The 25,461-nt window shown below is 60.3% G+C and carries 27 protein-coding genes and 2 tRNA genes; 16 read left to right on the top strand and 13 right to left on the bottom strand.

Annotated features, from left to right (window positions below; translation table 11 throughout):
* Positions 1–51 precede the first annotated feature (51 nt).
* The 3 genes from cysD (at position 52) to GA0061103_RS09195 (ending at position 3,435) form a co-directional block, all read left to right on the top strand.
* A complete protein-coding gene (cysD, locus tag GA0061103_RS09205) occupies positions 52–1,005 on the top strand; it encodes a sulfate adenylyltransferase subunit CysD (RefSeq protein WP_092709922.1) in 954 nt (317 codons plus the stop codon).
* A gap of 1 nt (position 1,006) precedes the next feature.
* The gene (gene cysN / locus GA0061103_RS09200; RefSeq protein ID WP_092709919.1) at positions 1,007–2,497 is read left to right on the top strand and encodes a sulfate adenylyltransferase subunit CysN; all 1,491 of its coding nucleotides are present in this window, start codon (positions 1,007–1,009) and stop codon (positions 2,495–2,497) included.
* A gap of 83 nt (positions 2,498–2,580) precedes the next feature.
* Positions 2,581–3,435 (top strand): alpha/beta fold hydrolase, encoded by an 855-nt coding sequence (locus tag GA0061103_RS09195; RefSeq protein ID WP_092709916.1) that lies wholly within the window; start codon positions 2,581–2,583, stop codon positions 3,433–3,435.
* 216 nt (positions 3,436–3,651) lie between these two features.
* Here the strand turns inward: GA0061103_RS09195 and GA0061103_RS09190 are convergent, their stop codons facing one another.
* Complete coding sequence (locus GA0061103_RS09190) at positions 3,652–3,951, bottom strand: ArsR/SmtB family transcription factor (RefSeq protein WP_092709913.1); 300 nt, start codon at positions 3,949–3,951, stop codon at positions 3,652–3,654.
* Between the two features lie 55 nt (positions 3,952–4,006).
* On the opposite strand from GA0061103_RS09190, the gene GA0061103_RS09185 reads away from it, so the two are divergent.
* Entirely contained in the window at positions 4,007–4,951 is a 945-nt protein-coding gene (locus tag GA0061103_RS09185) for a threonine/serine dehydratase (protein ID WP_208603502.1), read from the top strand.
* A 54-nt stretch (positions 4,952–5,005) separates the two neighbouring features.
* On the opposite strand, the gene hisC is transcribed toward GA0061103_RS09185, so the two are convergent.
* Together hisC and GA0061103_RS09175 are read right to left on the bottom strand one after the other, a co-directional pair.
* Positions 5,006–6,064 carry a histidinol-phosphate transaminase gene (gene hisC, locus GA0061103_RS09180; protein ID WP_092709907.1) on the bottom strand — a complete coding sequence of 353 codons (1,059 nt, stop codon included), beginning with the start codon at positions 6,062–6,064 and terminating at the stop codon, positions 5,006–5,008.
* Positions 6,065–6,334: 270 nt separating this feature from the next.
* The gene (locus GA0061103_RS09175; RefSeq protein WP_092709904.1) at positions 6,335–7,315 is read right to left on the bottom strand and encodes a LysR family transcriptional regulator; all 981 of its coding nucleotides are present in this window, start codon (positions 7,313–7,315) and stop codon (positions 6,335–6,337) included.
* A 111-nt stretch (positions 7,316–7,426) separates the two neighbouring features.
* Here GA0061103_RS09175 and GA0061103_RS09170 point away from each other — a divergent pair, with 111 nt between their 5' ends.
* Complete coding sequence (locus GA0061103_RS09170; protein WP_245304713.1) at positions 7,427–7,822, top strand: nuclear transport factor 2 family protein; 396 nt, start codon at positions 7,427–7,429, stop codon at positions 7,820–7,822.
* Between the two features lie 47 nt (positions 7,823–7,869).
* Here the strand turns inward: GA0061103_RS09170 and GA0061103_RS09165 are convergent, their stop codons facing one another.
* Complete coding sequence (locus GA0061103_RS09165; protein WP_092709901.1) at positions 7,870–8,793, bottom strand: LysR family transcriptional regulator; 924 nt, start codon at positions 8,791–8,793, stop codon at positions 7,870–7,872.
* Between the two features lie 178 nt (positions 8,794–8,971).
* Here GA0061103_RS09165 and GA0061103_RS09160 point away from each other — a divergent pair, with 178 nt between their 5' ends.
* The 4 genes from GA0061103_RS09160 to GA0061103_RS09145 all read left to right on the top strand — a co-directional run bounded on the left by GA0061103_RS09160 (position 8,972) and on the right by GA0061103_RS09145 (position 14,106).
* Complete coding sequence (locus tag GA0061103_RS09160; RefSeq protein ID WP_092709899.1) at positions 8,972–10,534, top strand: MFS transporter; 1,563 nt, start codon at positions 8,972–8,974, stop codon at positions 10,532–10,534.
* A gap of 239 nt (positions 10,535–10,773) precedes the next feature.
* A complete protein-coding gene (locus GA0061103_RS09155) occupies positions 10,774–11,121 on the top strand; it encodes a hypothetical protein (RefSeq protein WP_092711208.1) in 348 nt (115 codons plus the stop codon).
* Between the two features lie 430 nt (positions 11,122–11,551).
* Entirely contained in the window at positions 11,552–12,613 is a 1,062-nt protein-coding gene (locus GA0061103_RS09150; protein ID WP_092709896.1) for a porin, read from the top strand.
* Between the two features lie 434 nt (positions 12,614–13,047).
* Positions 13,048–14,106, top strand: a complete 1,059-nt coding sequence (locus GA0061103_RS09145) for a 3-deoxy-7-phosphoheptulonate synthase (RefSeq protein ID WP_092709894.1) — start codon at positions 13,048–13,050, stop codon at positions 14,104–14,106.
* Positions 14,107–14,112: 6 nt separating this feature from the next.
* Here the strand turns inward: GA0061103_RS09145 and GA0061103_RS09140 are convergent, their stop codons facing one another.
* From GA0061103_RS09140 to GA0061103_RS09115, 6 genes are all read right to left on the bottom strand, one after another.
* On the bottom strand, positions 14,113–14,526 hold the full coding sequence (locus GA0061103_RS09140; RefSeq protein WP_092709891.1) for a DUF6314 family protein: 414 nt from the start codon (positions 14,524–14,526) through the stop codon (positions 14,113–14,115).
* Entirely contained in the window at positions 14,526–15,053 is a 528-nt protein-coding gene (gene msrA, locus GA0061103_RS09135) for a peptide-methionine (S)-S-oxide reductase MsrA (RefSeq protein ID WP_092709888.1), read from the bottom strand. The genes GA0061103_RS09140 and msrA overlap by 1 nt, the downstream gene beginning before the upstream one ends.
* A complete protein-coding gene (gene msrB / locus GA0061103_RS09130) occupies positions 15,050–15,499 on the bottom strand; it encodes a peptide-methionine (R)-S-oxide reductase MsrB (protein WP_092709885.1) in 450 nt (149 codons plus the stop codon). The genes msrA and msrB overlap by 4 nt, the downstream gene beginning before the upstream one ends.
* A gap of 182 nt (positions 15,500–15,681) precedes the next feature.
* On the bottom strand, positions 15,682–16,179 hold the full coding sequence (locus GA0061103_RS09125) for a GAF domain-containing protein (RefSeq protein ID WP_092709882.1): 498 nt from the start codon (positions 16,177–16,179) through the stop codon (positions 15,682–15,684).
* 38 nt (positions 16,180–16,217) lie between these two features.
* Complete coding sequence (locus tag GA0061103_RS09120) at positions 16,218–16,904, bottom strand: pentapeptide repeat-containing protein (RefSeq protein ID WP_245304733.1); 687 nt, start codon at positions 16,902–16,904, stop codon at positions 16,218–16,220.
* Between the two features lie 456 nt (positions 16,905–17,360).
* A tRNA-Pro gene (locus GA0061103_RS09115) sits at positions 17,361–17,437 on the bottom strand.
* Positions 17,438–17,742: 305 nt separating this feature from the next.
* Between GA0061103_RS09115 and GA0061103_RS09110 the strand changes: the two genes are divergently transcribed.
* A complete protein-coding gene (locus GA0061103_RS09110; protein WP_092709879.1) occupies positions 17,743–18,150 on the top strand; it encodes a hypothetical protein in 408 nt (135 codons plus the stop codon).
* 168 nt (positions 18,151–18,318) lie between these two features.
* Here GA0061103_RS09110 and GA0061103_RS09105 read toward each other — a convergent pair whose 3' ends face one another.
* Positions 18,319–20,046, bottom strand: a complete 1,728-nt coding sequence (locus tag GA0061103_RS09105) for a hypothetical protein (protein ID WP_245304712.1) — start codon at positions 20,044–20,046, stop codon at positions 18,319–18,321.
* Positions 20,046–21,119: a glycosyltransferase family 2 protein gene (locus GA0061103_RS09100; RefSeq protein WP_092709876.1), complete on the bottom strand. Its 1,074-nt coding sequence runs from the start codon at positions 21,117–21,119 to the stop codon at positions 20,046–20,048. Before GA0061103_RS09100 ends, GA0061103_RS09105 begins: the two co-directional genes overlap by 1 nt.
* Here GA0061103_RS09100 and GA0061103_RS35000 point away from each other — a divergent pair.
* From GA0061103_RS35000 to GA0061103_RS09085, 4 genes are all read left to right on the top strand, one after another.
* Positions 21,118–21,285: a hypothetical protein gene (locus GA0061103_RS35000; RefSeq protein ID WP_167376557.1), complete on the top strand. Its 168-nt coding sequence runs from the start codon at positions 21,118–21,120 to the stop codon at positions 21,283–21,285. The two genes, GA0061103_RS09100 and GA0061103_RS35000, sit on opposite strands and share 2 nt — an antisense overlap.
* A 273-nt stretch (positions 21,286–21,558) precedes the next feature.
* Positions 21,559–22,374: a transporter substrate-binding domain-containing protein gene (locus GA0061103_RS09095; RefSeq protein WP_092709873.1), complete on the top strand. Its 816-nt coding sequence runs from the start codon at positions 21,559–21,561 to the stop codon at positions 22,372–22,374.
* A gap of 138 nt (positions 22,375–22,512) precedes the next feature.
* A complete protein-coding gene (locus tag GA0061103_RS09090; RefSeq protein ID WP_092709871.1) occupies positions 22,513–23,181 on the top strand; it encodes an amino acid ABC transporter permease in 669 nt (222 codons plus the stop codon).
* Positions 23,168–23,890 carry an amino acid ABC transporter ATP-binding protein gene (locus tag GA0061103_RS09085; protein WP_092709868.1) on the top strand — a complete coding sequence of 241 codons (723 nt, stop codon included), beginning with the start codon at positions 23,168–23,170 and terminating at the stop codon, positions 23,888–23,890. The genes GA0061103_RS09090 and GA0061103_RS09085 overlap by 14 nt, the downstream gene beginning before the upstream one ends.
* A gap of 88 nt (positions 23,891–23,978) precedes the next feature.
* Here GA0061103_RS09085 and GA0061103_RS09080 read toward each other — a convergent pair.
* Positions 23,979–24,053 (bottom strand) — tRNA-Gln (locus tag GA0061103_RS09080).
* A gap of 157 nt (positions 24,054–24,210) precedes the next feature.
* Here GA0061103_RS09080 and GA0061103_RS09075 point away from each other — a divergent pair.
* Positions 24,211–24,513, top strand: a complete 303-nt coding sequence (locus GA0061103_RS09075) for a cupin domain-containing protein (RefSeq protein ID WP_092709865.1) — start codon at positions 24,211–24,213, stop codon at positions 24,511–24,513.
* Entirely contained in the window at positions 24,510–25,418 is a 909-nt protein-coding gene (locus GA0061103_RS09070) for an MBL fold metallo-hydrolase (protein WP_092709862.1), read from the top strand. Before GA0061103_RS09075 ends, GA0061103_RS09070 begins: the two co-directional genes overlap by 4 nt.
* Positions 25,419–25,461: the final 43 nt, after the last annotated feature.

Genomic DNA, 25,461 nt, shown 5'->3' with positions numbered 1-25,461 from the left:
TTCTTTCCGGCCAAGTTTCGGTCGGGACATTTGAAAGTTCTGGAGTCATCAATGCCCGATAGCCGTCCGGATACGGAAATCTCCAATCCGCAAAGCGTCAAGCCGCCCCTCGATCCACATCTGAAGGCGCTCGAAAACGAAGCGATCCATATCTTCCGCGAGGTTGCGGCGGAATTCGAGCGTCCGGTCATGCTCTATTCGATCGGCAAGGATTCGTCGGTGCTGCTGCATCTGGCGCGAAAGGCCTTCTATCCCGGCCGCATCCCCTTCCCGCTCCTGCATGTGAACACCGGCTGGAAATTCGCCGAGATGATCACCTTCCGCGACGAGATCGTTAAGAAATACGATCTCGACTTGATCGAGCATATCAATCCGCGCGGCAAGGCGGAGAACATCACGCCCTTCACCTATGGCTCGGCCCGCTACACCGACATCATGAAGACGGAAGCGCTGCGCCACGCACTCGATGCCGGCCAGTTCGACGCCGCTTTCGGCGGTGCGCGCCGAGACGAAGAGGCTTCGCGCGCCAAGGAGCGTATCTATTCCTTCCGCACACCGGACCATCGCTGGGATCCGCGCAACCAGCGCCCGGAACTCTGGAATATTTACAACGGCCAGATCCGCAAGGGAGAAAGCGTTCGCGTCTTCCCGCTGTCCAACTGGACCGAAGTCGATATCTGGCGCTACATCCAGGCCGAAGAAATCCCGATCGTGCCGCTTTATTTCGCTGCTAAGCGCCCGATCGTCGAGCGCGATGGCATGATGATCATGGCCGCCGACCCGCGGCTTGAACTGCTGCCCGGCGAGGCCAAGCGCGAGGAAGTGATCCGCTTCCGCACGCTCGGCTGCTTCCCGTTGACCGGGGCCATCCGCTCTACCGCCACGACCCTTGAAGACATCATTGCAGAGCTGGAAATCGCCACGGTTTCCGAACGGCAGGGACGCGCCATCGACCGCGATCAATCCGGCTCCATGGAAAAGAAGAAGCGCGAAGGATATTTCTGAGATGACCGCAAACGCAAACGTCGTCACGATGCCTGTTGTTGGGCCTGCCGCCGAACCGGCCAAAGCTCTTCGCGACTCGCGCCCGCTTCGCCTGATTACCTGCGGCAGCGTCGATGACGGCAAATCAACGCTGATCGGCCGTCTCCTTTGGGATACCAAGGCAGTCAAGGAAGACCAGGCCGCCACGCTGCAGCGCGATTCCACCGGCAAGCAGAACGATCTCGGCCTGCCCGACTTCGCACTGCTGCTCGACGGCCTGCAGGCCGAGCGCGAACAGGGCATCACCATCGATGTCGCCTATCGCTATTTCTCGACCGACAAGCGCTCCTTCATCGTCGCCGATACGCCCGGCCACGAGCAGTATACCCGCAACATGGCAACCGGTGCCTCCACTGCCGACCTCGCCGTGCTGCTGGTCGATGCGCGCATGGGCATCTTGGAACAGACCCGCCGCCATGCGACGATCGCCTCGCTGCTCGGCATCAAGCAGTTCGTGCTCGCCGTCAACAAGATCGACTTGACGAACTACGACCGCGCCGGCTTCGAGAAGATTTCCAGCGATTTTCGCGAATTCGCGCTGTCGCTCGGCGTCAAGCAGATCACGGCCATCCCGATGTCGGCGCTGAAGGGCGAAAATGTCGTTTATTCCGGCCAGGCCGCCATGCCCTGGTACAGCGGCCCAACGCTGGTCGAAACGCTGGAACTGGCGACCGTACGCTCGGCCCAGACGGTCGGCTTCCGCCTTTCCGTGCAGCGCGTTTCCCGCCCCGGCGAAAGCTTCCGTGGCTATCAGGGCACGGTTGCCGGCGGCTCGGTGAAGCCGGGCGACAGCGTCATGATCCTGCCGTCGGGCATGGTCGCCAATGTCTCGAAGATCGTCACCTTCGATCTCGTGCGCAACGCGGCCGTTGCGGGCGATGCCATCACCCTCGTTCTCGATCGCCAGGTCGACGTGTCGCGCGGCGACATGATCGTCGCGATCGACAGCCAGCCGCAGACGGGCCTGTCCTTCGATGCCCAGATTGTTGCGCTGCAGCCGGAAGGTATCGAGCCGGGCAAGCGCTACTGGCTGAAGAGCGGCAGCCGCCGCCAGCGCGTGCAGGTGCAGCCGATCGCCCAGCTTGAACTGAAGACCGGCGCATGGGCACCGGCGCAGGCGCTCTGGATGAACGCCATCGGCAAGGTTCGCCTGACCTTCGACGAGAGCGCCATCTTCGACCCCTACGAACAGAACCGCTCGACCGGCTCCTTCATCCTGATCGACCCTGAAAGCAACAACACGGTCGCCGGCGGCATGATCACGGGCAAGCGCTCCGACGTCGGCGGCATCCACAAGGATGGCCAGCGTGTTCTCCTGTCGCTGCCGGCCGATCTCGCCGAGCAGATCATGGCAAGCGAGCTCTTCGCCAGCCGCCGCGATGAAACGGATGTGCGCCGCGTCACCGCCGCTCAGGCCGCGGAAATCTGGGCGAATGCGGCAAGCGATATCTGATCGCTCGACGTCCGGCTCACTGATCGGCGGCTCTGTCAAAAGATTTGCCGCCGGTCAGAACTTGCCTGCGACTCCGAGCGCACATGCCGGCGGCAAGGCTGTGCCCATGTCCGGATGAGCCGCAACTCGATTGTGCAAGACAACTAATATCGGGTCGTAGCGTGAAAACCTTCCAATCAAAAACGGCGCAAGGTGCCATAAGATTTCATGACATACCGGGACCGGAGGATGAGCCGCCGTTGCTCTTCGTCCACGGTCTCGGATGTGCATCTTCGTGCGACTATCCTACCGTCGCGGCAAACCCGGCCCTGTCAGGACGGAGATTGTTACTGATCGATTTGCCGGGATCAGGTTTCAGCGACCATCCTGCCGATTTCGGATACGGCATCACCGACCACGCTCAAACGATCGTCGAATTCATCCGCGGCTCGAAGCTGGAGTCCGTCGATCTTTTCGGCCACAGCATGGGCGGCGCCGTCGCCATCAAGGTTGCTCATCTTCTGGCCGATCGCGTGCGACACCTTGTGTTGAGCGAACCAAATCTCGATTCGGGAGGCGGCTTTTTCAGCCGCAAGATCGCCGAGATGAGCGAAGCCGATTATCTCGCACATGGCCATGCCGACCTCATTCGGACCTGCCTGACGGACGGAAACGACATCTGGGGTGCATCTCTATCGATATCATCGCCTTACGCGGTTCATCGTTCCGCATCTTCCCTGGTTCTGGGCGATTTCCCAACCTGGCGCGAACAATTATATCAATTGCCCATGCCAACAACGGTGATCTTCGGCGAAAACTCCTTGCCCGATCCGGATTGGGAAACCCTGCCAAAGCACGGAATCAATGTGGAGATGGTCGATCAAGCGGGACATTCCATGGCCTGGGAAAACCCTCAGACCCTAGCGGCAGCGATAAAACGAGGTTTGACCCTGCAATAGGTCCCCCCGATTTCTTGTCCACGAGCCGGTTCTAGCTCACTATTTCTTCGCGCACTGCCACCAGCCTATCGCACTCCTCATCCATTCTAACACTGATGTACAGGAAGTCGCTGATGCGCTCGGCGAAAGGGCGCCTGACCAGAACAACCCTGCTGCACAGTTCCGTCGCCTTCTTCATTTAGAGATGCCTGCTAGGCCAGCAGTACGGTGATGCACCTAGAGGTCCGCAACCAGCGCAGCCAGCGTCGCCATGCGGGTTTCATCGCGCTTGTAGAATATCCATTGCTTGATGCGCTTGGGCCTGACGAGGCCGGCTTGCACCAAGATGCGCATGTGCTCGCTGAGCGTCGCCTGGGAGATCTCCAGCTTCTCGGCGATGAGGAGCGCGCAGACGCCATCCTCGACCAGATCGCCATCGATCTGGGGCGGGAAATGAGCGCGGGGATCCCTCAACCACCTGAGAATCCTGATGCGGCGTTCGTTGGCCAAAGCTTTGATGAAATCGACCTCTTGCATTTCGTCAGTTTGCTAAGTAACAAAGTTCCTGTCAACCTCTGCCCGCGAGATGCCGATGCTTGCCGATACGATGATCACCCCGGAACGCATTACAGAAACCGAAAAGCGGATTCGTCCGCATGTCCGTCATACGCCGGTTCTGCGAGCGGATTTGGCGGACTTCGGCCTCGCTCCCGGTTCTGTGGATTTCAAGCTCGAGTTCCTGCAGCATTCCGGCACCTTCAAGGTGCGAGGTGCCTTTTCCAGCCTGCTCGGCAGAGATGTGCCGAAGGCGGGCGTCGTTGCGGCATCCGGCGGCAATCACGGTGCGGCGGTCGCCTATACGGCGATGCGGCTCGGAATTCCGGCGACGATCTTCGTGCCGAGCGTGACATCGCCAGCCAAGGCCGAGCGCATCCGTGGCTACGGAGCCGACCTCGTGATCGGCGGCGAGCGCTATGCCGATGCGCTGGCGGCCAGCCAGAAATGGGTCGCGGAAAAGGGTGCCATGGCGATCCATGCCTTTGACCAGACCGAGACCCTGCTGGGACAAGGAACCGTCGGGCTCGAGATCGAGGCGGATATTCCCGATATCGACACGCTGCTGGTTGCGGTCGGCGGCGGCGGACTGATCGGCGGCATTGCCGCCTGGTTCCGGGGTCGCGTCCGTGTCGTCGCTGTCGAGCCGGACGGAGCGCCGACACTCTGGAAGGCCTTCGAGGCCGGTAAACCCGTCGATGCGCCGGCAGGCAGCATTGCCGCGGATTCACTTGCGCCGAAGCGTGTCGGAGACATCATGTTCCCGATTGCCCAGGCCTATGTGCAGCGCCCTGTGCTGGTATCCGACGATGAAATCCGCCTCGCACAGCAGGCCTTGTGGGATCGGCTGCGGATTGTCGCCGAACCCGGCGGCGCAGCGGCCTTTGCCGCACTCCTTGCCGGCAAATATGTCCCCGCACCGGACGAGCGGGTGGCCGTGCTGCTTTGCGGCGCCAACACCACTGCGGTTCGGTTTGACTGAGTCAATCGGGCCTTCTGGCATTCTATCTTGCAGCGACCGTCGGAGGCCGTCAGCTCACTGCAATATCTCGCCGAGCGCCGCCACCAGGCGGTCACACTCCTCATCCGTTCCAATCGTGATGCGCAGGAAATCACTGATGCGCTCGGCAGAAAACCGCCTTACCAGAATGTTCCTGCTGCGCAGCTCCGCCGCCAGCTCCGCACCTGGTCGGCCCGGATACCGCGCGAACACAAAATTGGTGGATGACGGGAGGACGTCAAAGCCCAGCCCCTCGAGCGCGGCGGCCAGACGTTCCCGGCTGGCGATGATCATGGCGCGATGACGCTCGAACCAGTCCCGGTCCTTCCAGGCCGCCACGGCACCCGCCTGCGCAAGCCGGTCGAGAGGATAGGAATTGAAGCTGTCCTTGACCCTTTCCAGAGCCTCGATCAGCGGCCGTTGCCCTACGGCGAAGCCAACGCGCAGACCGGCAAGCCCGCGCGACTTCGACAGGGTCTGGATCACCAAGAGGTTCGGATATGTCCGGACAAGCGGAACGGCGCTCTCGCCGCCGAAATCGACATAGGCTTCATCGATGACGACAACCTGATCGGGATGTTCGCGGAGAAGGGTTTCGATATCAGCCAAAGGCAGGCCGATGCCTGTCGGCGCGTTGGGATTGGGCAGGATGATTGCACCGCAGGGCTGACGATAATCGTCAAGCCGGACCCGCATCTCGGCATCGACCGGAACCTGCCGAAACGTGACACCATAGAGGCGGCAATAGGTCGGATAGAAGCTGTAGCTGATGTCGGGGAAAAGCAGAGGCTCTTCATGATTGAGCAGCGCCTGGAACGTATGGGCCAGAACCTCGTCCGATCCGTTGCCGACGAAGACTTCGCCGCTGTCGAGCCCGAAGCTTTCGGCAATTGCGACGCGCAGTTCCCGCGCCGTCGGATCGGGATAGAGCCGGAGCGTGTCTGACGTGGCCTTCGAGATCGCCTCCAGCGCCGATGGCGAAGGACCGTAGGGGCTCTCATTGGTATTGAGCTTGGTTATCCCGCCCGTGGTCGGCTGCTCGCCGGCGACATAGGGGATCAGGGAATGAACAATCGGGCTCCAGAAGCGGCTCATCGGGATTTCCAAATCTTGGGAGTTGCAGGCAGGCTTTTATGGCCCCTGGCTCGATTTGCAGTCAACATGGCAAAAGCCAGCATCGGACGGCAGCTTTCGACCCAATGGGGGCATAGCGATTCATTCGTCACTACAGGCTTTGTCGGACACACGAGGCGCCAACCGTCAGCGGTTGAAAACCTGCTGGTGATCATGCTCGAGAAAAGCAATTGGTAATGGCGCCGTTTCGGAAAATTCTTACGGATGCACTTGGCGACGGTGCGCCGCGCACTATCGGTGTAGGCGTAAACCTTGAGGAACAGCCGCGCGGATCGCCGTGGCCGTTTCGACGCCGTTACTCTTAACCGGGCCGCCGCGGATTGTGTCGATCACGGCCCGAAGTGCCGGTGCCATCTGCCGTTGGGCCGGATAGCAGAGATAATAACCTGGAAAGGGGGCGGACCAGGTCTCGAGCAGCGCGACAAGGCGGCCCTCGGCGATGTGGGGTGCGATCAGCTGCTGGCTGGCGAAGGCAATACCGACTCCGTCGACCGCCGCCTGCACCCCGAAGTCCTTCGTGTTGGAGATCAGCGGGCCGTCGATCGTGACCTCGAACCACTTACCGTTTTCCATGAACTCCCATTTATATGGCGTTTTCTGCCCTGGCCAGCGCCAGCCGATGCAGCGATGGGCAGGAAGGTCGCGCGGATGAGCCGGCGTCCCGTGTCGGGCGAGATAATCGGGTGAGGCGACCGCAGTCTGACGCAGATCCGGGCCAAGTTTCACTGCAATGAGGTCCTTGTCGATCACCTCCCCCAGGCGGATGGCGACATCATAGCCCTCGGACACGATGTCTACGACAGCATCGTCGAGCGTGACGTCGAGCACCACCTGCGGATAGGCGTCGCTGAACCCCCGAAGGATCGGCGTCAGGTGGAGGTCCGCGGCCGCCCGGAAGCAGTGTACCCGCACGGTCCCGGCGGGATGGGCGCGGCGCTCGCGGGTCTCGCCCATCGCCTCCGCCAGTTCCTCGACGGCTGGCTGTACTCGTTCGAACAGCTTGGCCCCCGCTTCCGTCAGGGAGACGCTGCGGGTGGTGCGGTTGAACAAGCTGACCCCAACCCGCTCCTCGAGTCCTCGGACCATCTGGCTGAGCGCTGAGGATGACACGCCGAGATTCTCGGCCGCCCGGCTGAAATTCAATGAGCCGGCGACGGCCACGAAGGCACGGAGCTGGTTGAAGTCTCCGGCAGACAGAAGGGAAGGTTTCATAATCGCCCTCAATTACTTAGCTCAGCTTACAAGGCCGGTTAGTGCGCACTGACTAATCAGTGCCGCTCCGCCCATATACTTTGCCGGACACTAGAGTTGAAGGGAACCACCATGACACAGCAGGACACGCTCCCGATGGGAAACATAGATAATTTGGTCGCCTTGGCAAAAACCTACTTCGATGCCGCCTATACGATGGACGCCGACAAATTCGCGACCATCTTCGACCCTGCGGCCCTGGTCACCAGGCGTGGCGATGGCAATAGCGTCGTGGTTACCCCCATTGCCGCCTGGCTCGATGCGGTCCGGAAGCTGACCTCGCCACAGGATGCCGGCAGCCTACGCACCGACCAGATCCTCTCCATCGCCATTACCCGCGACATGGCGCTGCTCAAGCTTCGCCTGCGGATCCCGCCCCGCGAGGTGACCGATCTGCTGTCGTGCTTTCACCTCGACGGGCGCTGGCAGATCGTTCAGAAGGTGTTCGCCGCCGAGATCCTAACCTGAAAGAGCTGCCATCGACCCTTGTTCCGTCAGCCAACGCAGAGCTTGATTCAAGTTCTGGAAATACCAGGCAAAACATCACAGCTTTTCGCGAAAAGTCTCTCGCTCAGAAAATCGACGAAAACCCGAACCTTGGGCGACATATGGCGATTGGACGGCCAGATCAGATGGAAATGGCCGGGTTCGTCGATGAAATCGTCGAGAACCGTTCGCAGCTTTCCTTCCGCAAGCGTGCTGCGCACGAGGAAATCGGGCATGCAGCCGATGCCGAGGCCGGCAACCGTCGCGCCGCGCACAGCCTCCATATTGTTGCAGGAAAAGGCCGTTCGCATGCGCAGCTCCGACTCATCTTCGGGCATCGTCAGCGGCCAGTCCTGCAGCTTGCCACTATTAGGGAAGCGAAATCTGATGGCGAGATGCTGGTTGAGATCACGCGGGCAATCGGGAAGACCAAAGCGTTCGAGATAGCTGGGCGCGGCGCAGAGCAGCATCTGAAACGGGCGCAAGGTGCGCGATATCAGCCGCGAATCCGGCAGATCGCCGCTGCGGATCGCGACATCGACCCCCTCCTCGATCATATCGACGATACGGTCGTTGAAATCGATGTCGAGCTCGACCTCGGGATAGCGGGACACGAATTCCGGCACGACGGGCAAGAGGAAGTGGTAGCTGACGATGGGCACACTGACACGCAACCGTCCGCGCGGTACGGCGACCGCCTGCGCAAGCGAGGCTTGCGCATCGTCGAGATCGTCGAGCACGCGCCGGCAACGCTCGTGAAAGAGGCGCCCCTCCTCGGTCAGCCGAATGCTGCGCGTGGAGCGCTGCAGCAGCCGGACGCCAAGCTGATGTTCCAGATTGCTGACCGCCTTGCCGACAGCGGAGGCCGAAAGGCCAAGCACGCGTCCGGCAGCAGCAAAGCTGCCGAGATCCGCCGTGCGAACAAAGGCCGTCAAGCCGCTCAAACGATCCATGGGTGCATTCCATTCGAGAGTTTTATTCCGGTATATATGGAATAATAGGGCAATTATCACCGGATTACAGCAAATATATCTTGCTTAGGTCATTTGAAGCGCGGGGTGGCCATCCTGGTCTGCATCACTCCCAAAGTTGCCCGCCGCTTTCCCCTTGCTCGAACTCAACGGTAATCCGATGACCTCACCCCAGACAAAGGTCGCAAGTCCGACCGAGAAATTCTTCGTCCTCGTCGCCGTCTGCTGCGCTGCAGCGGCGATGCCGCTGACATTCACCGGCCCGGCCGTTGCCTTGCCGGCCATCAGCCGCACGCTCGGCGGCAGCCCGATCGCGCTCAACTGGGTCACCAACGCCTTCATGCTGACCTTCGGCAGTTGCCTGATGGCATCCGGCGCCCTGGCGGACAGCTTTGGCCGGCGGCGCATCTTTCTGACCGGCGTCGGCTGCTTCGCGCTATTCTCGGCCGGATTGGCGGTTGCCAACAACATCGTCTGGTTCGATATATTGCGCGCGCTGCAGGGCCTTGGCGCAGCCGCCGCTTTTTCCGGCGGCATGGCATCGCTTGCCCAGGAATTCGACGGCTCGGCGCGGATGCGTGCCTTTAGCATCGTCGGTTCCAGCTTCGGCGTCGGTCTCGCCCTCGGGCCGATCGCATCCGGGCTGATGATCGATGCCTTCGGCTGGCCGTCCATCTTCATCCTCGTGGTTGCGCTGGCATTGCTCGCACTTGGCCTCGGCGCCTGTTTTCTGCGTGAATCCAAAGATCCCGATGCGACGGGGTTGGATTGGCCGGGCGCACTGAGCTTCACGCTTGCCCTGACGCTCTTCACCTATGGCGTGCTGCGCGCGCCGGAAACCGGCTGGAGCGACCCGCTCGTCATCGCCCTGCTGGTCGGTGCCGCACTGTTCTTTTTCGCCTTCGGCATCATCGAGCGTGTCGTGAAGCGACCTATGCTGGATCTCGGCCTGTTTCGCTATCCGCGTTTCGTCGGCGTGCAGCTTCTGGCGGCAGCACCCGCCTATGCCTTCGTCGTTTTGCTGATCCTGCTGCCCGTGCGTTTCGTCGGCATCGAAGGCATGAGCGAGATCGCTGCCGGGCGGATGATGGTCGCGCTTTCGGCGCCGCTGCTCATCCTGCCGATCGTCGCGGGGCTCCTCACCCGCTGGTTCAGCCCCGCAACGATCTGCGGCACCGGCCTCATCATCTCGGCGACGGGCCTTTTCTGGCTTAGTCATTTTACCACCGGCTCGGCCCCATCCGCTCTCATCGGTCCGCTGCTGACGATTGGCGTCGGCATCAGCTTGCCCTGGGGCCTGATGGACGGGCTTGCCGTCAGTGTCGTCCCCAAGGAGCGGGCCGGCATGGCGACCGGCATCTTCAGCACCACTCGCGTCGCCGGCGAAGGTGTCGCGCTTGCCATCGTCAGTGCCATCCTCTCCGCCTTCATCCAGTCGAACCTCGGCGCATCCGCCGGCGAGCACGCCGCGATGGCCGCGCAGCAGCTCGTGACAGGCAATCTGGCGGCCGCGGTATCGAATGCGCCGGCGATCGGACATGACGCCCTCATTCAGGGTTATGGTAACGCCTTCAGCGCGCTCCTCTGGCTTCTGACCGCCATCACGGTCCTGACGGCCGTCGTCGTCTTTTCCTTCCTCGGCCGCTCATCATCGCCCGCCGCCGCAGAAGATGCGGAGCAACTGGACGATGATGAGGATGCGCTTCGCGTATCGAAAGCTTAAGCAGCATTGATGACTGGCCGGAAAGTAACGCGGCCAGTCCGCCCGCTGCCCGCGGCATAGCAAGAAGGCGAATCGAAGGCCGAACACCGCCGAAAATCTTACCGCGCCGCAACAGAATATTTCGAAACCACATAAAATGTGCGCGCTAGATCCGTGCGCCAACGATCTTCGCAGCGGCGTCAGGCTGGCGTTTGTATTCGCCGCTGCTATATCATATCTCCATGATATCAGACCGGTTTTTGAAGATTATTGCCTGGACCTATATTGCGGCGCTTATCGGCGTAACGCTTGCGCATCTCAATTGGCAGGCCACATTCGGCAATCCGTTCGATATCTTTCGCGCCGTTGCGCTCTGCGTAGCAGGCATGCTTGCCCGCCTCGCCTACCCGCAGTCTCCGTCCTTCACTTGCCTCCTGATGATTGGCAGCGTGTTGGCGCTTTCCGTTTCGCACCTGCTGGCAAGTGGCAATTATGGTTCACCGCTCGACATCATCGTCGGCATGGCCAGCGGGCTCTGGGGCATCATGATCGGCTCTATATTGAGCAAACTCATCGTTTCAGCCTCGAAGCGACCGGCCTCATACTAACCTCTACCGGAAGAGCCAGCGATGGCTTGCATAGACACCCCTCGGCTACTGCGAGAGGGCGATGACGTGGTGTAACCATCAAATGGGCAATTGCTTTTGGCAGAGCGCCGCAACAATATTATCAAATAATATTCGAATACAATAAACCCTGCTATTCTACTCCAAAATGACTATTACGTAGCCAATATTATGCAGCACTTAGCATTTTGTTTGTGAATGTTGCTTTCTTGCAACTTGAACTTAAATTTCACGAAAAAGTCATCCCGAGAAAAATATATCATATAACTTTGCAGGAATTCGTCTCTAATAAGGACCAGAAGCGGGTGGGGCCCGTTTCTCCCGAGTCGGGGTTTTAAACAGGGATAGGGTAAGGCACGTCGATTTTTCGGCGCGATTGCCTATGCCCAATCTATATTGGATTGGAGTATTTATGAACATCAAGAGCCTTCTTCTCGGCTCCGCTGCTGCCCTGGCAGCAGTTTCTGGCGCTCACGCAGCCGACGCTATCGTTGCTGCCGAGCCGGAACCGCTTGAGTACGTTCGCATTTGCGACGCATATGGCGCTGGCTACTTCTTCATTCCGGGCAGCGAAACCTGCCTCAAGATCGGCGGTTATGTCCGTACCGAAGGCAAGTGGTACGATGCCTACAACCCGGACAGCCACAATGGCACTCTCTGGCACACGCGTGCTCATCTGAGCGTCGACACCGCGACCGACACCGAATACGGTCCGCTGAAGACCAACACGGTCATCCGCTTCGACTGGCAGGATGGCGGCGCGACCACCACGAAGCTGCTGTTCGCAAACATCAGCCTCGGCGGCTTCCTCGTCGGTAAGGCTGACTCCCAGTACAACTCGTACATCGGTTACGCCGGCGGCGTCATGAACGACGACGTGGTCAATGACGGCCCGTACGAACTCAACCAGTTGACCTACAACTACGATGCCGGCAACGGCTTCACGGCTGTGGTCTCGGTTGAAGACAGCAACTCCGGTTCGGGCGCCAAGGGTGCCAACGGCGAAGACAGCACCAACCACTACCTGCCCGACGTCGTTGCTGGTGCTGGCTACAAGGCTGGCAACTTCGGCTTCAAGATCGTCGGTGGTTATGACTCCATCGTCGAAGAAGGCGCCATCAAGGCTCGCGTCGATGCCGACTTCGGCGTCTTCAAGGCCTTCTTGATGGGCGGCTGGAACACCGATGGCGACAAGCTGAACAAGTACGCAAACGCCAATGGCGCCGGCCCTGCCAAGGGTATCGGCTGGGGCGACTGGGCTGTTTGGGGCGGCGTCACCGTTCCGATCAACGAAAAGCTGCAGGCTAACGCTCAGGTTGCCTACACCGACTCGAAGATCTTCGCCGCTACCGCGAACGTCAAGTGGAACCCGGTCAAGAACCTGCAGATCACGCCGGAAGTTTCCTACACCAACTGGGACTCCATCAATCAGGACCAGTGGGCTGGCATTCTCCGCTTCCAGCGCAGCTTCTAATAGCTCGTTTACGAGATCTGATCTGACTTGACCCCTGATCGGATGGGGATCGGCCTGACTTCCAGCGAAGTCGGGCCGGTCCTTCCGAGACAGGGGTTAGTCATTTTCTGAGGGCCGGTTCAAAATCGACTCGGAGGACATAGGAACAACGGACGTAGGCGCCCGGCAGACAGTTTGGCTGGCAAATGACGCTTCTGCAGCCTGCCGTCCGAAATCCCAATCTTCCTCATCGACACCGCGCATTTTTTATCGTAGAGACAGCCCATGTCTTTCGCTCACGCATATTCCGCACGATTTTATTCGTACCGCTGCTCTCAGCGGAGGCGGGCCTGTGCGTAGTTAAAAGAGACACGACAGCAAAGACCCGAACAGCCGCTAGTTCTACCTGGCGGCTTTTTTGTCGCCACGGTATGACCCCAAAAGGAACTGATACCGTGTTGAATTCCACTGATGACTTGCGCATTGTCGAGATCACGGCGCTGACGCCGCCCTCTCGGATCATTGATGAAATCCCCCGCGACGAGGCGGTGACGGCCACCGTCACCCAGGCGCGCAATGCCGTTCACAACATCCTGCATGACGAAGACGACCGACTGGTCGTCGTGATCGGCCCCTGCTCCATCCACGATCCAGCTGCCGCCCACGAATATGCTGCGCTGCTTAGGAAGCAGCGGGACCGCCTCGCCGGCGATCTCGAAATCATCATGCGGGTCTATTTCGAGAAGCCGCGCACGACCGTCGGCTGGAAGGGCCTGATCAACGATCCGCATCTCGACGGCAGCTACCGCATCGAGGAAGGGCTGCGCATCGCCCGCAAGCTGTTGTTCGATGTCAACGAGATCGGCCTGCCGGCAGGCTGCGAATATCTCGATACGATCACGCCGCAATATATTTCGGATCTGGTGAGCTGGGGTGCAATCGGCGCGAGGACGACCGAAAGCCAGGTGCATCGTCAGCTGGCATCCGGCCTCTCCTGCCCCGTCGGCTTCAAGAACGGCACGAATGGGGATGTGCGCATCGCGCTCGACGCCATCATCGCCGCATCGCAACCGCATCACTTCCCGGCCGTGACCAAGGAAGGTCTTGCCGCGATCGCGTCGACCCGCGGCAACGAGGATTGCCACATCATCCTGCGCGGCGGCAAAGAGCCCAATTATGATGCTGCCAGCGTGCAGTCGACGGCGGAACAGTCCCTCAAGGTCGGGCTCGAACCGCGCATCATCATCGATGCCAGCCACGCCAACAGCAGCAAGAATCCTGAAAACCAGCCGCTCGTCGTCACATCGGTCGCGGAGCAGGTCGCAGCCGGCGATCGGCGGATCAAGGGCATGATGATGGAGAGCAATCTCGTCGCCGGTCGCCAGGATCTCGTGCCGGGCAAGCCTTTGGTTTACGGCCAAAGCATCACGGACGGCTGCATCGACTGGCCGACCTCGGTACGCACGCTGGAAGATCTGGCAAAGGCCGTGCAGGCACGGCGACGGGCGCGCTAATTCGATTCAAAGACGTCGGTAGTGCGCGAGGCTCAGATAGTTTTTTCTGGGTCCGCGTACATGCCACATCTCGGCCCAGGCATCGGACGTGCGAAAGAACAGACGGCCCCGGTAGAGATCGGGGCCGCAATGATGGGTGACATGCTGCGAGGCGCCCTTACCGATGCGAATGAATTCCGAAAGATTGGGGAAACGCACGACGAGATCGTCGTCCGCATCATCGAGCCGGTAGGTACGGCTGCTTCTCAGCGTGGCGTATTCGCTGCGCGTATCGCCATGCTCCTCGAACTGGGCAGGCGTCACGAACGCCTGTCCTTCGAATGTGACCAGGGACCGGTTGAAACGATCGATGATCCGCCGCTTCACCTCCCATGTGCCGAGGAAGCGGTTCAGCCGGCCAGTGCCGGCCGATCCTTCCATCAGGAGACCGCGCGCTGCGCTGCGTCGGCCTGCCGGCGCGGCAGCTTCCAGCCCGGCCGGACGAAGTGGCAGGTATAGCCGTTCGGGTAGCGCTCCAGATAATCCTGGTGCTCCGGCTCTGCTTGCCAGAAATCGCCGACCGGCGCGACCTCGGTGACGACCTTGCCGGGCCACAGGCCGGAAGCGTCGACATCGGCGATCGTATCCAAGGCGACCTGCTTCTGCTCTTCGCTGGTGTAAAAGATCGCCGAGCGGTAGCTCATGCCGACATCGTTACCCTGGCGATTGCGCGTGCTCGGATCATGGATCTGGAAGAAAAACTCCAGCAGATCGCGATAGCTGATCTTCTGCGGATCGAAGATGATCTCGATCGCCTCGGCATGGGTGCCGTGATTGCGGTAGGTGGCGTTGGGGACATCGCCGCCGCTGTAGCCGACGCGCGTCGAGATGACGCCGCTGTAACGGCGGATGAGATCCTGCATGCCCCAGAAGCAACCACCGGCGAGAACTGTACGCTCCGTTGTCATCTTACATCCTCCACTTGATCGATATAGGCACCATAGCCCTCTGCCTCCATGCGGTCACGCGGCACGAAGCGAAGCGAGGCGGAATTGATGCAATAACGCAGGCCGCCGCGATCGATCGGGCCATCTGGAAACACATGGCCGAGATGGCTGTCGCCATTGGCCGAACGTACTTCGACGCGCACCATGCCGTGCGACATGTCGGTCAATTCGCTGACGTTGGCGGGCTCGATCGGCTTGGTAAAACTCGGCCAGCCGCAGCCGGAATCGAATTTGTCGGCGGAGGCAAAAAGCGGCTCGCCCGAGACGATATCGACGTAAATGCCCGACTGCTTGTTATAGAGATATTCGCCGGAGCCAGGACGTTCCGTGCCGCTCTGCTGCGTCACGCGATACTGCTCAGGGGTAAGCTTGGCTACTGCCTCTGCCGTCTTGCTGTATTTGCCCATTGTTGTTCTCCTTGCCCCTCGGCATGCATTCCGAGCTGGGCCTCACGTCCTCGATGAGGACTCGAGAAGGCCGAATGAAGCTCGAGCAGCGCTAAGGGAGTGGTTGCAGGGCCAATATAGGTATCACGCGATCGATTTGCCATATCGATCACGACTGCGTGACGCCCCGCCCTTCCCGCACCTTAGACATTCGTCTCGCTCAAGGCGGCATAAATCGCGGCGAGTGCCTCGATGCCAGCTTGATCGTCACAATCGAAACGGCCCGGAAGCGGGCTGTCGAGATCGATGACGCCTAAGACCTTTCCATCGCGAAAGAGCGGCACCACCAACTCCGATCGCGAGGCGGCATCGCAGGCTATGTGTCCGGGAAAGGCATGCACATCCTCGACAAGGACCGATTGCGCTCTTTCGACCGCCGTCCCACAAACGCCGCGGCCAACGGCGATGCGCACGCAGGCCGGCTTGCCCTGGAACGGCCCGAGCACGAGCTCATTTTCCTGCCGCAGGAAATAGAAGCCCGCCCAGTTGAGATCCGGCAGCATCTGGAAGATCAGCGCCGAGGTATTGGCGGCGTTGGCAATCGGATCGTGCTCGCCATCAAGCAGGGCCTTCAGCTGACCCGCCAGCTCGCGATAGAATTCGGGCTTGCTGTCGTGTCGGATCGCTTTTTCTACGAACATGGGCTTACTCTTTCGAAGTTCCTGTCTCGAAGAGACTGTCAGTCCTTGTCGTCGGGCGGACAAGGCCAGCTGGACGGCGCCTTCAACCAGGAGGGCAATATGGTGGTGTTATCCCCGCAGGCGAGGTTGATCTGCGCCTGCTGCAGACCGCTTGCCTTCGACAGATCAAGGCCCTCGATGCGCGTCAGATACATGAATGCGCCGCTGAATGAAGTCGACCCGTCCATCACCGCACCATTTAACGTGGCGCGCGAGAGATTGGCGAAGGAGAAATTCGCGCCCGTCAGCACGGCCTTGTCGAAATCGGCGCGGCCGAGCTCCGCCTTCTGAAAATCGGCGTTCTTCAGCTGTGCGCCGGCAAATTCGGCGCGCTGCAATTCGGCATTGGCGAAGGATACGCCATTGGCGGAGGCATTGCTGAAATCGGAGCGGTATGCCTCGATCTTTGCGAAGTTGGCGCCGTCGGCCTTGGCATTCTTCAGCCAGGCACGCACCAGAGTCGCTTTCTCGAAATTGGCGGAGGTCAGATTGGTGTCGCTGAGATCGGTGCTGTCAAAATGCGCGCCGGCCAGATTGGCGCCGTGGAGGTCGCTGCTCTGCAGCATGATATTGGTCTTGCTGCAGCCGCTCCAGTCGAGCCCGGGTCCGGCGACATTGCCGCAATCGGCGGCACGCAGGGCATTGCTGCTGGAACCCAGAAGAAATGCGGCGCTCAACGCCAGCATGCCAAAGCCGGTCGCGATCCCCAATCTCTTCTCGACGGCGTGACCGCGCAAAGCGCCGCTACGCCGCCGCCTCATGATCGTCTCCCCAGCCAATCTGGCCACCCCGTCAACAAGATCCATTCCGTTACTCCGCTCCAGCGCCTGCCAGCCCAACTCTTCCATGAGTCGGATGCACGTCCCTCTTCCTTGTATATGGTGCTTCGGGCGACAAAAAGAGCCGGTTTTGTAAAAGCATATCTAAGGCGCGGTTTGGATGTTAGCCGATGGAGTGGGGAATAGGCAGCCGGCACCAGAAGGATTGCGGCAAAGCCTCATACGCCCGGCCTCGGCGGAGCGAGACAGCCTGATCGAAAGCCGCCATCAGGCATTGGCGTAACACCGTCGGGCCTTGCGCAAGGCAAGCAGACAGCATTCTTAAATGGGAGATTTTTCGGGAACAAGATCAGTATTTTAAGCTGGTCGGAGTGGAGTGATTCGAACACTCGACCCCCACGTCCCGAACGTGGTGCGCTACCAGACTGCGCTACACTCCGTGACCAGCGGCGCTTCTATAGACCAGCCATTTTTGATGCACAAGCACCAAATTCAAAAAAAGCATCTGATTTTTGACGAAAAGATTACAACCGCATCTGCCTAGAAAATCGGCAGGAAACCGCAGCCGAAAATGCCGGCGTGCAAAAGACGCAACAGATCAAGTAAAATCCCGTTTGTACACGCGGATGGGAATTTTCTTTTGCCGGCTTTGGCGCTAAAGCCCTATGCGGGACAGGTGGAAACGTCGTGGGACAGCGCGGCTTTTCCGCAACCTTATGCGTGACAGAAGCTCAAGGACGACACGATGAATATCCGCATGATCACCGCGGCTGGACTGTTGCTGGCGCTGGCCGGTTGCAGCACCACGACGACAACAACGACGGCAGCTCTTCCGCTGCTTGCGAAGAACCCCGTTCAGGATCGCTGGCAGGGCCAGTCTGCAGGCCGCTTCTTCGCGGCTTACGGCCCGCCGATCTCCGACCGCGACGAAAGCGGCAATCGCGTCTATACTTGGCGCGGCGGCTACAAGAACGTCACCGTCGTCACCAAGGACGGCAAGAAGAGCGGCAAGCGCTCCCTCAGCTGCAAGGCCGACATCGTCACCAACCAGAGCTATGAGATCCGCTCGGTTAAAATCCTTGGCGACCAGCCTGGTGTCAACGGCCCGTCCTATTGCGCCGAGCTTCTGGCACCGCCGGAAAAGGCGAGCTGATAGCAAAGCTTCATCACGAAACAATGCCAGCGGGCGGTCGGCAAAGGCCGCCTGTTGCGTTTGCGGACATCAGAGCGGTTCAGCTTTTCATGGAATCTCCGAACCGCTCCGGCTCTTTGTTTTCACGTAATTCCGTATGGAAAACCGCTGCGCACCCCTAGAATTGCTCTAGCCGGCTGCAGCGGCGAGTTCGGCGCAGCTTTTCGGCGGCGACATACCGGCAGCGGGTACGAAGGCCTTGTCGATGGCATAGAGCTTGGCAAAGGACGTTTCGGCGGCAAGTTTCACGCCTTGCGGAACCACGCCACCGAAACGGTCCTCGACATCGGCATTGACGAGCAGGACGAAGTCGAAGCGATGCCGCCAATCCTTGAGATAAGGCGCAATGCCACTGAAGGCCGAAATCTCGTTAGGGCAATCCAGCAGGCTAATGGAGAACAGATTGCCCTCCGGCACGGCGACATCGCTCCAGGGCGGCAACACGGTCAGCGGCTGCTTACCCCTGGCGGTGAAGATCGTCGGCACGAAGGCATGGGCGTAAGGGACCGCAAGCGCGGGCAAATGCCGGAACGTGTCCTGGTTCCAGGCGAAGTAGCGATGATCCGCGATGCCGCGTTCGTTCTGCTGCCGCATGACCGGCAGGACGGCAGCACCTTCGGGCACTGTCGCCAGGACCGTGCTGACGTCAGCGGCATCCGCCTGCCCCTGCCACCAATTGACACCGATCCATGCCGTTCTGCCCAAGACGGCCGCCGAGAGCGCGAGCATGACCAGAAAAGCCTGGCGGCGTGGCATGCGGGGCAACGGACAGATCATCACCATGGCGGCCAGCGCCATCATGATCGGAAAGCGCCAGCTGATCCAGCCCGTCCCAAGCATATGACGCGGCACGATGCAGGACAGAAGCAGCAGCCCGGCCGCCGTCACCGCCATGCCGGCATGCGCGCTCAGACGACGCGTAAACACCGCATAAATGCAGACGAATATCAACGGAACCAGAAACAGCATATCCACCGGCAGCGCGTAGCTCCAGAATGCCGATATCAGATTGGCCAGCAACAGCACGATGGAATCGTTCCAGGATGCATCCAGACTGCCGCCTCCATCGGGCAAGACAGGCTGATAGAGGAAAAGGCAGATCGCCGGCAGGGCGCAGGCCAGCATCGCAAGCAGAAGCCTGCCGCACAAGCGCAGGAAATCGCGAGGTGACTTCAACGCCGCCGTCGTCGGCGAGAATTCGAGGCCGCAGACGAGTGCCATGTAGAAGCCGAGCGAAAAGAGATGCATGACCGTGAGCAGCAGACCCGACAGCAGACGCCAGCCGAACAAAGCAGCCGGATTGCGGGACTGCAGAGCGTGGTCAGCGGTCGCGAAGAACAGCGCCAAGCCGAGCCCGATCTGAAAATTGATGAAGCCGCCGATCAGCGTCGCGCACCAGGCGAAATACAATATGCCGATCTGCCAGTAATAGCCGCCGCCATGCAGGCGCCGGTGCAGGGCGATCGCCCCGAGAGGCGGCAGAACGATCGCCAGGAAAAGAAAGCTGCGCGCCAGCAGCGAAACGCCGATCAGCGGCCCCAGCCAGTATGCGGCGAGATCGATGCCGACATTGGTGAACGTCCTGTTCCAGTCGATCGCATAGATCTCATGAAACGGCGGCGTGTTGATACCGCCGGCGAGCAGCCACATGCGCGCATAATGGTTGGGATAGTCGAGGATCGGCGGAAACTTGAAGACGGTGACGAAAACGGCGACCAGGATCAGAAAGGCAGCGATCGCGATGCCCGGCCTCTGCCTGACGATGGCGGCATTCGCCTCAACCGCATCGTGCGCGGGAACAATATCGGAAACGACGACGCCCTCGGTCGACGGTGAAGTCGCGGAACCTTGCGGCATCAGCAGGCCGCCCTCATCTGCCCCGCGCTATCAGCACCTTCGCCGAGATCATGCAGGGCGTCATCGAGCGTGCGGCGCTTATCTTCTGCGTCCATATCGGAAAAGCCGCTGGGAATATGGAGCGACCGGCCACCCTGCAACAGGCTTTCGATCATGAACATCGGCCGCCGCTTGTTCTCCTGCACCAGGCGGCCGACATATTCGCCGATAATGCCGATGCAAATGAGCTGGATGGCGCTGAAAGCGGTGATGGCGGCCATGATGCTGGACCAGCCGACGATCGTTTCACCCGCAAACCAGCGAGCGAGCGTATAGAGCAGCAGCAAGGCCGCACAGCCGGCACTGGCAAGGCCAAGCCAGGTGCTGATGCGCAGCGGCACGGTTGAAAAGCTGGTGATGGCGTCGATCGCAAAATTGATCATCTTGCGCAGCGGATATTTGGTGGCGCCGGCAAAGCGTGCGTCGCGCTCGTAGGGCAACGCCACCTGCTTCCCGCCGATCCAGCTCACCATGCCGCGAATGAAGCGATCGCGCTCGGGCATTGCCAGCAGGATATCGACGACGCGGCGGCGCATCAGCCTGAAATCGCCGACATCGCGCGGGATCGCCACCGAGGCGAGCCGCGACAGCAGCCGATAGAAGAGAGAGGCGGAGGCGAGCTTGAACCAGCTTTCCCCCTGCCGGCGCACACGCTGGCCGTAGACGACATCCGCACCGCGATCCATGATCGGCATCATCATGAGCAACAGTTCCGGCGGATCCTGAAGATCGGCATCGATCAACAGCACGCGCTCGCCGCGCGAGGCGGCAAGACCGGCGGTGGCGGCAAGCTGATGGCCATGATTGCGCATGAGGCGCACGCCGAGTACCTGTGGCACTTCCGCCGCAAGCGCGGCTATGACCTCCCAGGTACCGTCGGTGGAGCCATCATCCACCAGGACGATCTCGAAGGCTTCGCCAGCGATGCCCCTCGCCGTTGCCTCCGCCCGCCGGCAAAATTCGCTAAGTCCCTCCTCCTCATTATGGCAGGGGGCAACGATGGAAAGCAGCAGTTCCTGGGGTTTCTGGTTCATGATCGCCCGCATCGAGAAGATGGCGACCAGAGTGCAGGAAAAAGGTCAAACAAGCTTTAAGGGTGGAGCGAATGGCGGCGCGGCCAATCTCGCGCAACGGTTTCACGAAGAATTGAAATGGCCGCCGTCGATGGGCTGCTCTCATCCATCATCACGGCACGGATAGTGGGCTCTCTTCCAATCGTTCGAGCAAGGCGCCATCATCCATGTCGAGCGTCGCCAAACCTGCAGCATGAACATTGTGCCTCACAAGCGAACCCTCGATTCAGGCGAAACATGAACACTTTAGGATCTTCAAAAATGTTTCCGCTCGACCCTTGACCCGGAAAGATTGTCGTTGAATATGGTCCGCGGGAGATGCTTGCAATCTAAGCTTACACGCCGTGAAACTCATTGCGGCAACCCAGGCGCATGATCTCCCGCTAAAAGGAGAGCCCCCTTGAAAAATAAAACATTCATCGCTTTGGTCGCCGCCTTGGCCGCCGGCCTTACAACCACCATTTGCACAACCTCGACTGCCGCCGCCCAGGACGCGACCAGCATCGTCGTCGGTGCCGATACGACTTTTCCGCCCTTTGAGAGCGAGAAGGACGGCACGGTTACGGGATTCGACATTGACATGATCAATGCGATCGCCAAGGCCGAGAACCTGACGGTCACGTTGAAGACCCTGCCGTTCAACGGTCTCATTCCAAGCTTGCAGGCCGGCTCGATCGATGCCGCGGTCGCGGGCATCACGATCAAGTCCAGCCGTCTGCAGAACGCCAATTTCAGCAATGCCTACTATAAGTCCGGCCTGTCGGTTCTGGTGAAGAAAGACTCGAACATCAAAAGCTTCGACGATCTCAAGGGTCATGTCGTCGCGACCAAGAAGGCGACGTCCTCGGTCGACTATCTCACCGGCCACGGCTTCTCGACCGATTACATCAAGCAGTTCCAGAACATCGACGCAGCCTATCAGGCGCTTATGACTGGCGGTGCGGATGCGGTCATCTTCGACAACCCCGTCAACATCGACTTCAAGGCCAAGCACAGCGACGGCGTGCAGACCGTCGGACCGCTGCTCACAGGCGAATATTACGGTATTGCGCTGAGCAAGACGAAGCCTGAGCTCGTCGCCAAGATCAATGACGGCCTGGACAAGATCCGCAAGAGCGGCGAGTACCACCAGCTTTTCGTCAAGTATTTTGGCGGTGATACCAGCGGCGAGGTCAACGAGGCCCTTGACCCGGCGAAAGTCGCGCTTTCGGAGTAATATCCGTCGGCGAGATAGAGCCGAGGATATTTCGACTTCCCGAAAGTCCTACGATTGATCCATGGGCCGCGCGCGACACAAGTTGAGTGCCGCGCGCCTTGCTCATCCTCCATAAAACAAAGAAACAGGGCGCGATTCATGGACGCCATTTGGCAAAATCTACCTGTCATCTTAAGCGGTTTGCTCCTGACCATCGAATACTCGATCGTCGCTATCATCCTGATGGTCATCATCGGCCTGGTTGCGGCGCTCATGCGTCTTTCGAAGGTCGCACCGCTGAGATGGATCGCCACAGCCTATGTCGAGATTTTCCGCTCGACCCCGCTGCTGGTCCAACTCTTCTTCATCGTGCTCGGCCTGCCGGCAATCCTGCCGGTCAATGCCTGGTTCGGACAGCTCACCTATCCCATTCTCGCAGCCGCCTTCACCCTCAGCCTGAACGAAGGCGCCTACGTCACCGAGATCGTCCGAGCCGGCATTCTCGGTGTCGACCGGGGGCAGAAGGAAGCGGCGGCGAGCATCGCGATGACCGGCTTCCAGACGATGCGCTATATCGTTCTGCCGCAGGCCTTCAAGCGGATGATCCCGCCCTTGGTCAACCAGGCGGCGCAGACGATCAAGGACACCTCGCTGCTGGCGCCGGTCGGCATTGCCGAGCTGGTCTACAAGGGCGAGATCGTCATCTCCGAAACCTTCGCGTCCTTCACGATATGGGGCTTCGTCGCGGCACTTTATTTCGTGATGATTTTCTCCCTGTCGAAGTTCTCATCCTACATTGAGAGGAGGCTTCAAGTTGATAAGCGTTAAAGAGCTTCACAAGTCCTTCGGGCATCACGAGATCCTCAAAGGCATCTCCACGCATGTGGAAAATAATGAAGTCGTCGTCGTCATCGGCCCCTCCGGCAGCGGCAAGAGCACCTTCCTGCGCTGCCTGAACGGGCTGGAAACGCCGACCAGCGGCGACATCGAGATCGCCGGGATGATGCTGACCGATCCGAAGACAAATATCCACAAGCTGCGCCAGCATGTCGGCATGGTCTTCCAGCAGTTCAACCTCTTCAAGCATCTGACGATCCTGGAGAACATCACGATCGGGCCGCGCAAGGTCAAGAAGATCGCACCGGAAGAGGCTGACCGCGTGGCGCGCGAATTGCTGGCGAAAGTTGGGCTCAGCGGCAAGGAAGCGAACTATCCGGACGAGCTTTCCGGTGGCCAGCAGCAGCGTGTCGCCATCGCGCGCGCGCTGGCGATGAACCCTGACGTCATGCTCTTCGACGAGCCGACCTCGGCACTCGACCCGGAAATGGTCGGCGAAGTGCTGCAGGTCATGAACAATCTGGCGCATGAGGGCATGACGATGGTCGTCGTCACCCACGAAATGGGCTTCGCCCGCGAAGTGGGCCACCGCGTGATCTTCATGGATCACGGCCAGATCCTCGAAGAAGGCGCTCCCCAGGAGCTCTTCTCAAATCCAAAGATGGATCGAACGAAGAGCTTTCTGGCGAAGATACTCTAGACAACGAGGCCCGCTTCGGCGGGCCTTTTCCGTTCTGGTGTGGGGGATGACAACGTGCTGGAGCGGAAGATAGCAAGATCAGGAATTGTGGCTGGGGCGCCAGGATTCGAACCTGGGAATGCCGGTACCAAAAACCGGTGCCTTACCGCTTGGCGACGCCCCAACTGAGGAAATGGCTGCATTATCAGCCAAATCGGCGTCTGATTAGCAAAGGTCGCATCGCGCTACAATGACTAAATATGCGCGTAAGCATATTTCTGTGTGCTTCCGAGGCCGCTGTGATAGATCTTGCTGCATCGCATTCGAAATCAGGAGGTCCGATGAGCCAGTTTCGCGCCCGCCCGCCGGCCGTGCCCACCGTGCTTCTCGATGATGCCGTCTGCCGCATCACGCGCTGGGATTTCGAGCCGGGCGCCGATACCGGGCATCATGTCCATGGCCTGGGCTATGTCGTGGTGCCGATGACGGATTGCCAGTTTCTGCTGGAGGAGCCGGGCGGCAGCCGCCGTGTCGATATCGCCAAGGGCGCTGCCTATCGGCGCGAGGCCGGCGTCGAGCACAATGTCGTCAATGCCGGCTCCGAGCCGATGTCCTTTATCGAAATCGAATACAAGCAATCATGAGCACGCCTGACTTCGACCTTGCCTTCGACCCTGCCTATGGCCGCGCCGTTCCGGTCGCCCCAGTCATCGAGCGGATGACGGTCAACAATCCCAGCGCCTTCACCTTTCATGGCACCAACAGCTATATCGTCGGCGCCTCCTCCGTCGCGGTCATCGATCCCGGCCCGGAGAATGAGGCGCATTTCGCCGCCCTGATGGCGGCGCTCAAAGGGCGCGAGGTCACGCACATCTTCGTCAGCCACACCCATCGCGATCACTCGCCGCTGGCGAAGCGATTGAAAGAAGCGACGGGCGCGCTGACCGTCGGCGAAGGGCCGCATCGCGCCGCCCGTCCGCTCTATCAGGGCGAGATCAATCCCTTTGCCGAAAGCTCCGACATGGAGTTCCAGCCGGATATCGCGCTTGCCGATGGTCAAAGCGTCTCCGGAGACGGTTGGGCGATGACGGCGCTGCTGACGCCGGGGCATACCGCCAATCACGCCTGCTTCGCGCTCGAGGGCACGGGCATCGTCTTCTCCGCCGATCATGTCATGGCCTGGGCAACGTCGATCGTCGCGCCGCCGGACGGATCCATGGCGGATTACATGGCCTCGCTGGAGCGGCTGCTTGCCCGCGATGACCGGCTGTTCCTGCCCGGTCATGGCGGCCCGGTGAAAGAGCCGGCCTCCTTCATGCGCGGCCTTAGAACCCACCGCCGCATGCGCGAGCGCGCCGTGCTGGAGCGGATCAAGGCCGGCGACCGGCTGATCCCGGATATGGTGAAGGCCATCTATCGCGACACGGACCCGCGTCTGCATGGCGCGGCGGCACTTTCGGTGCTGGCGCATCTGGAGGATCTGGTCGAGAAGGGTCAGGTGGAAACCGATGGGCCGCCGGCGCTTCTGGGCGCCTATCGCCCGGTCTGAGCAAGAGGGGCAGCGTCTGGCGGATTGTCGGTATTTGAATGGT

The organism is Martinezella multihospitum (assembly GCF_900094585.1).
Lineage (GTDB): Bacteria > Pseudomonadota > Alphaproteobacteria > Rhizobiales > Rhizobiaceae > Rhizobium > Rhizobium multihospitium.
Note: the sequence above shows the minus strand (reverse complement) of the source record. Positions and strands in the feature narration are given on the sequence as shown.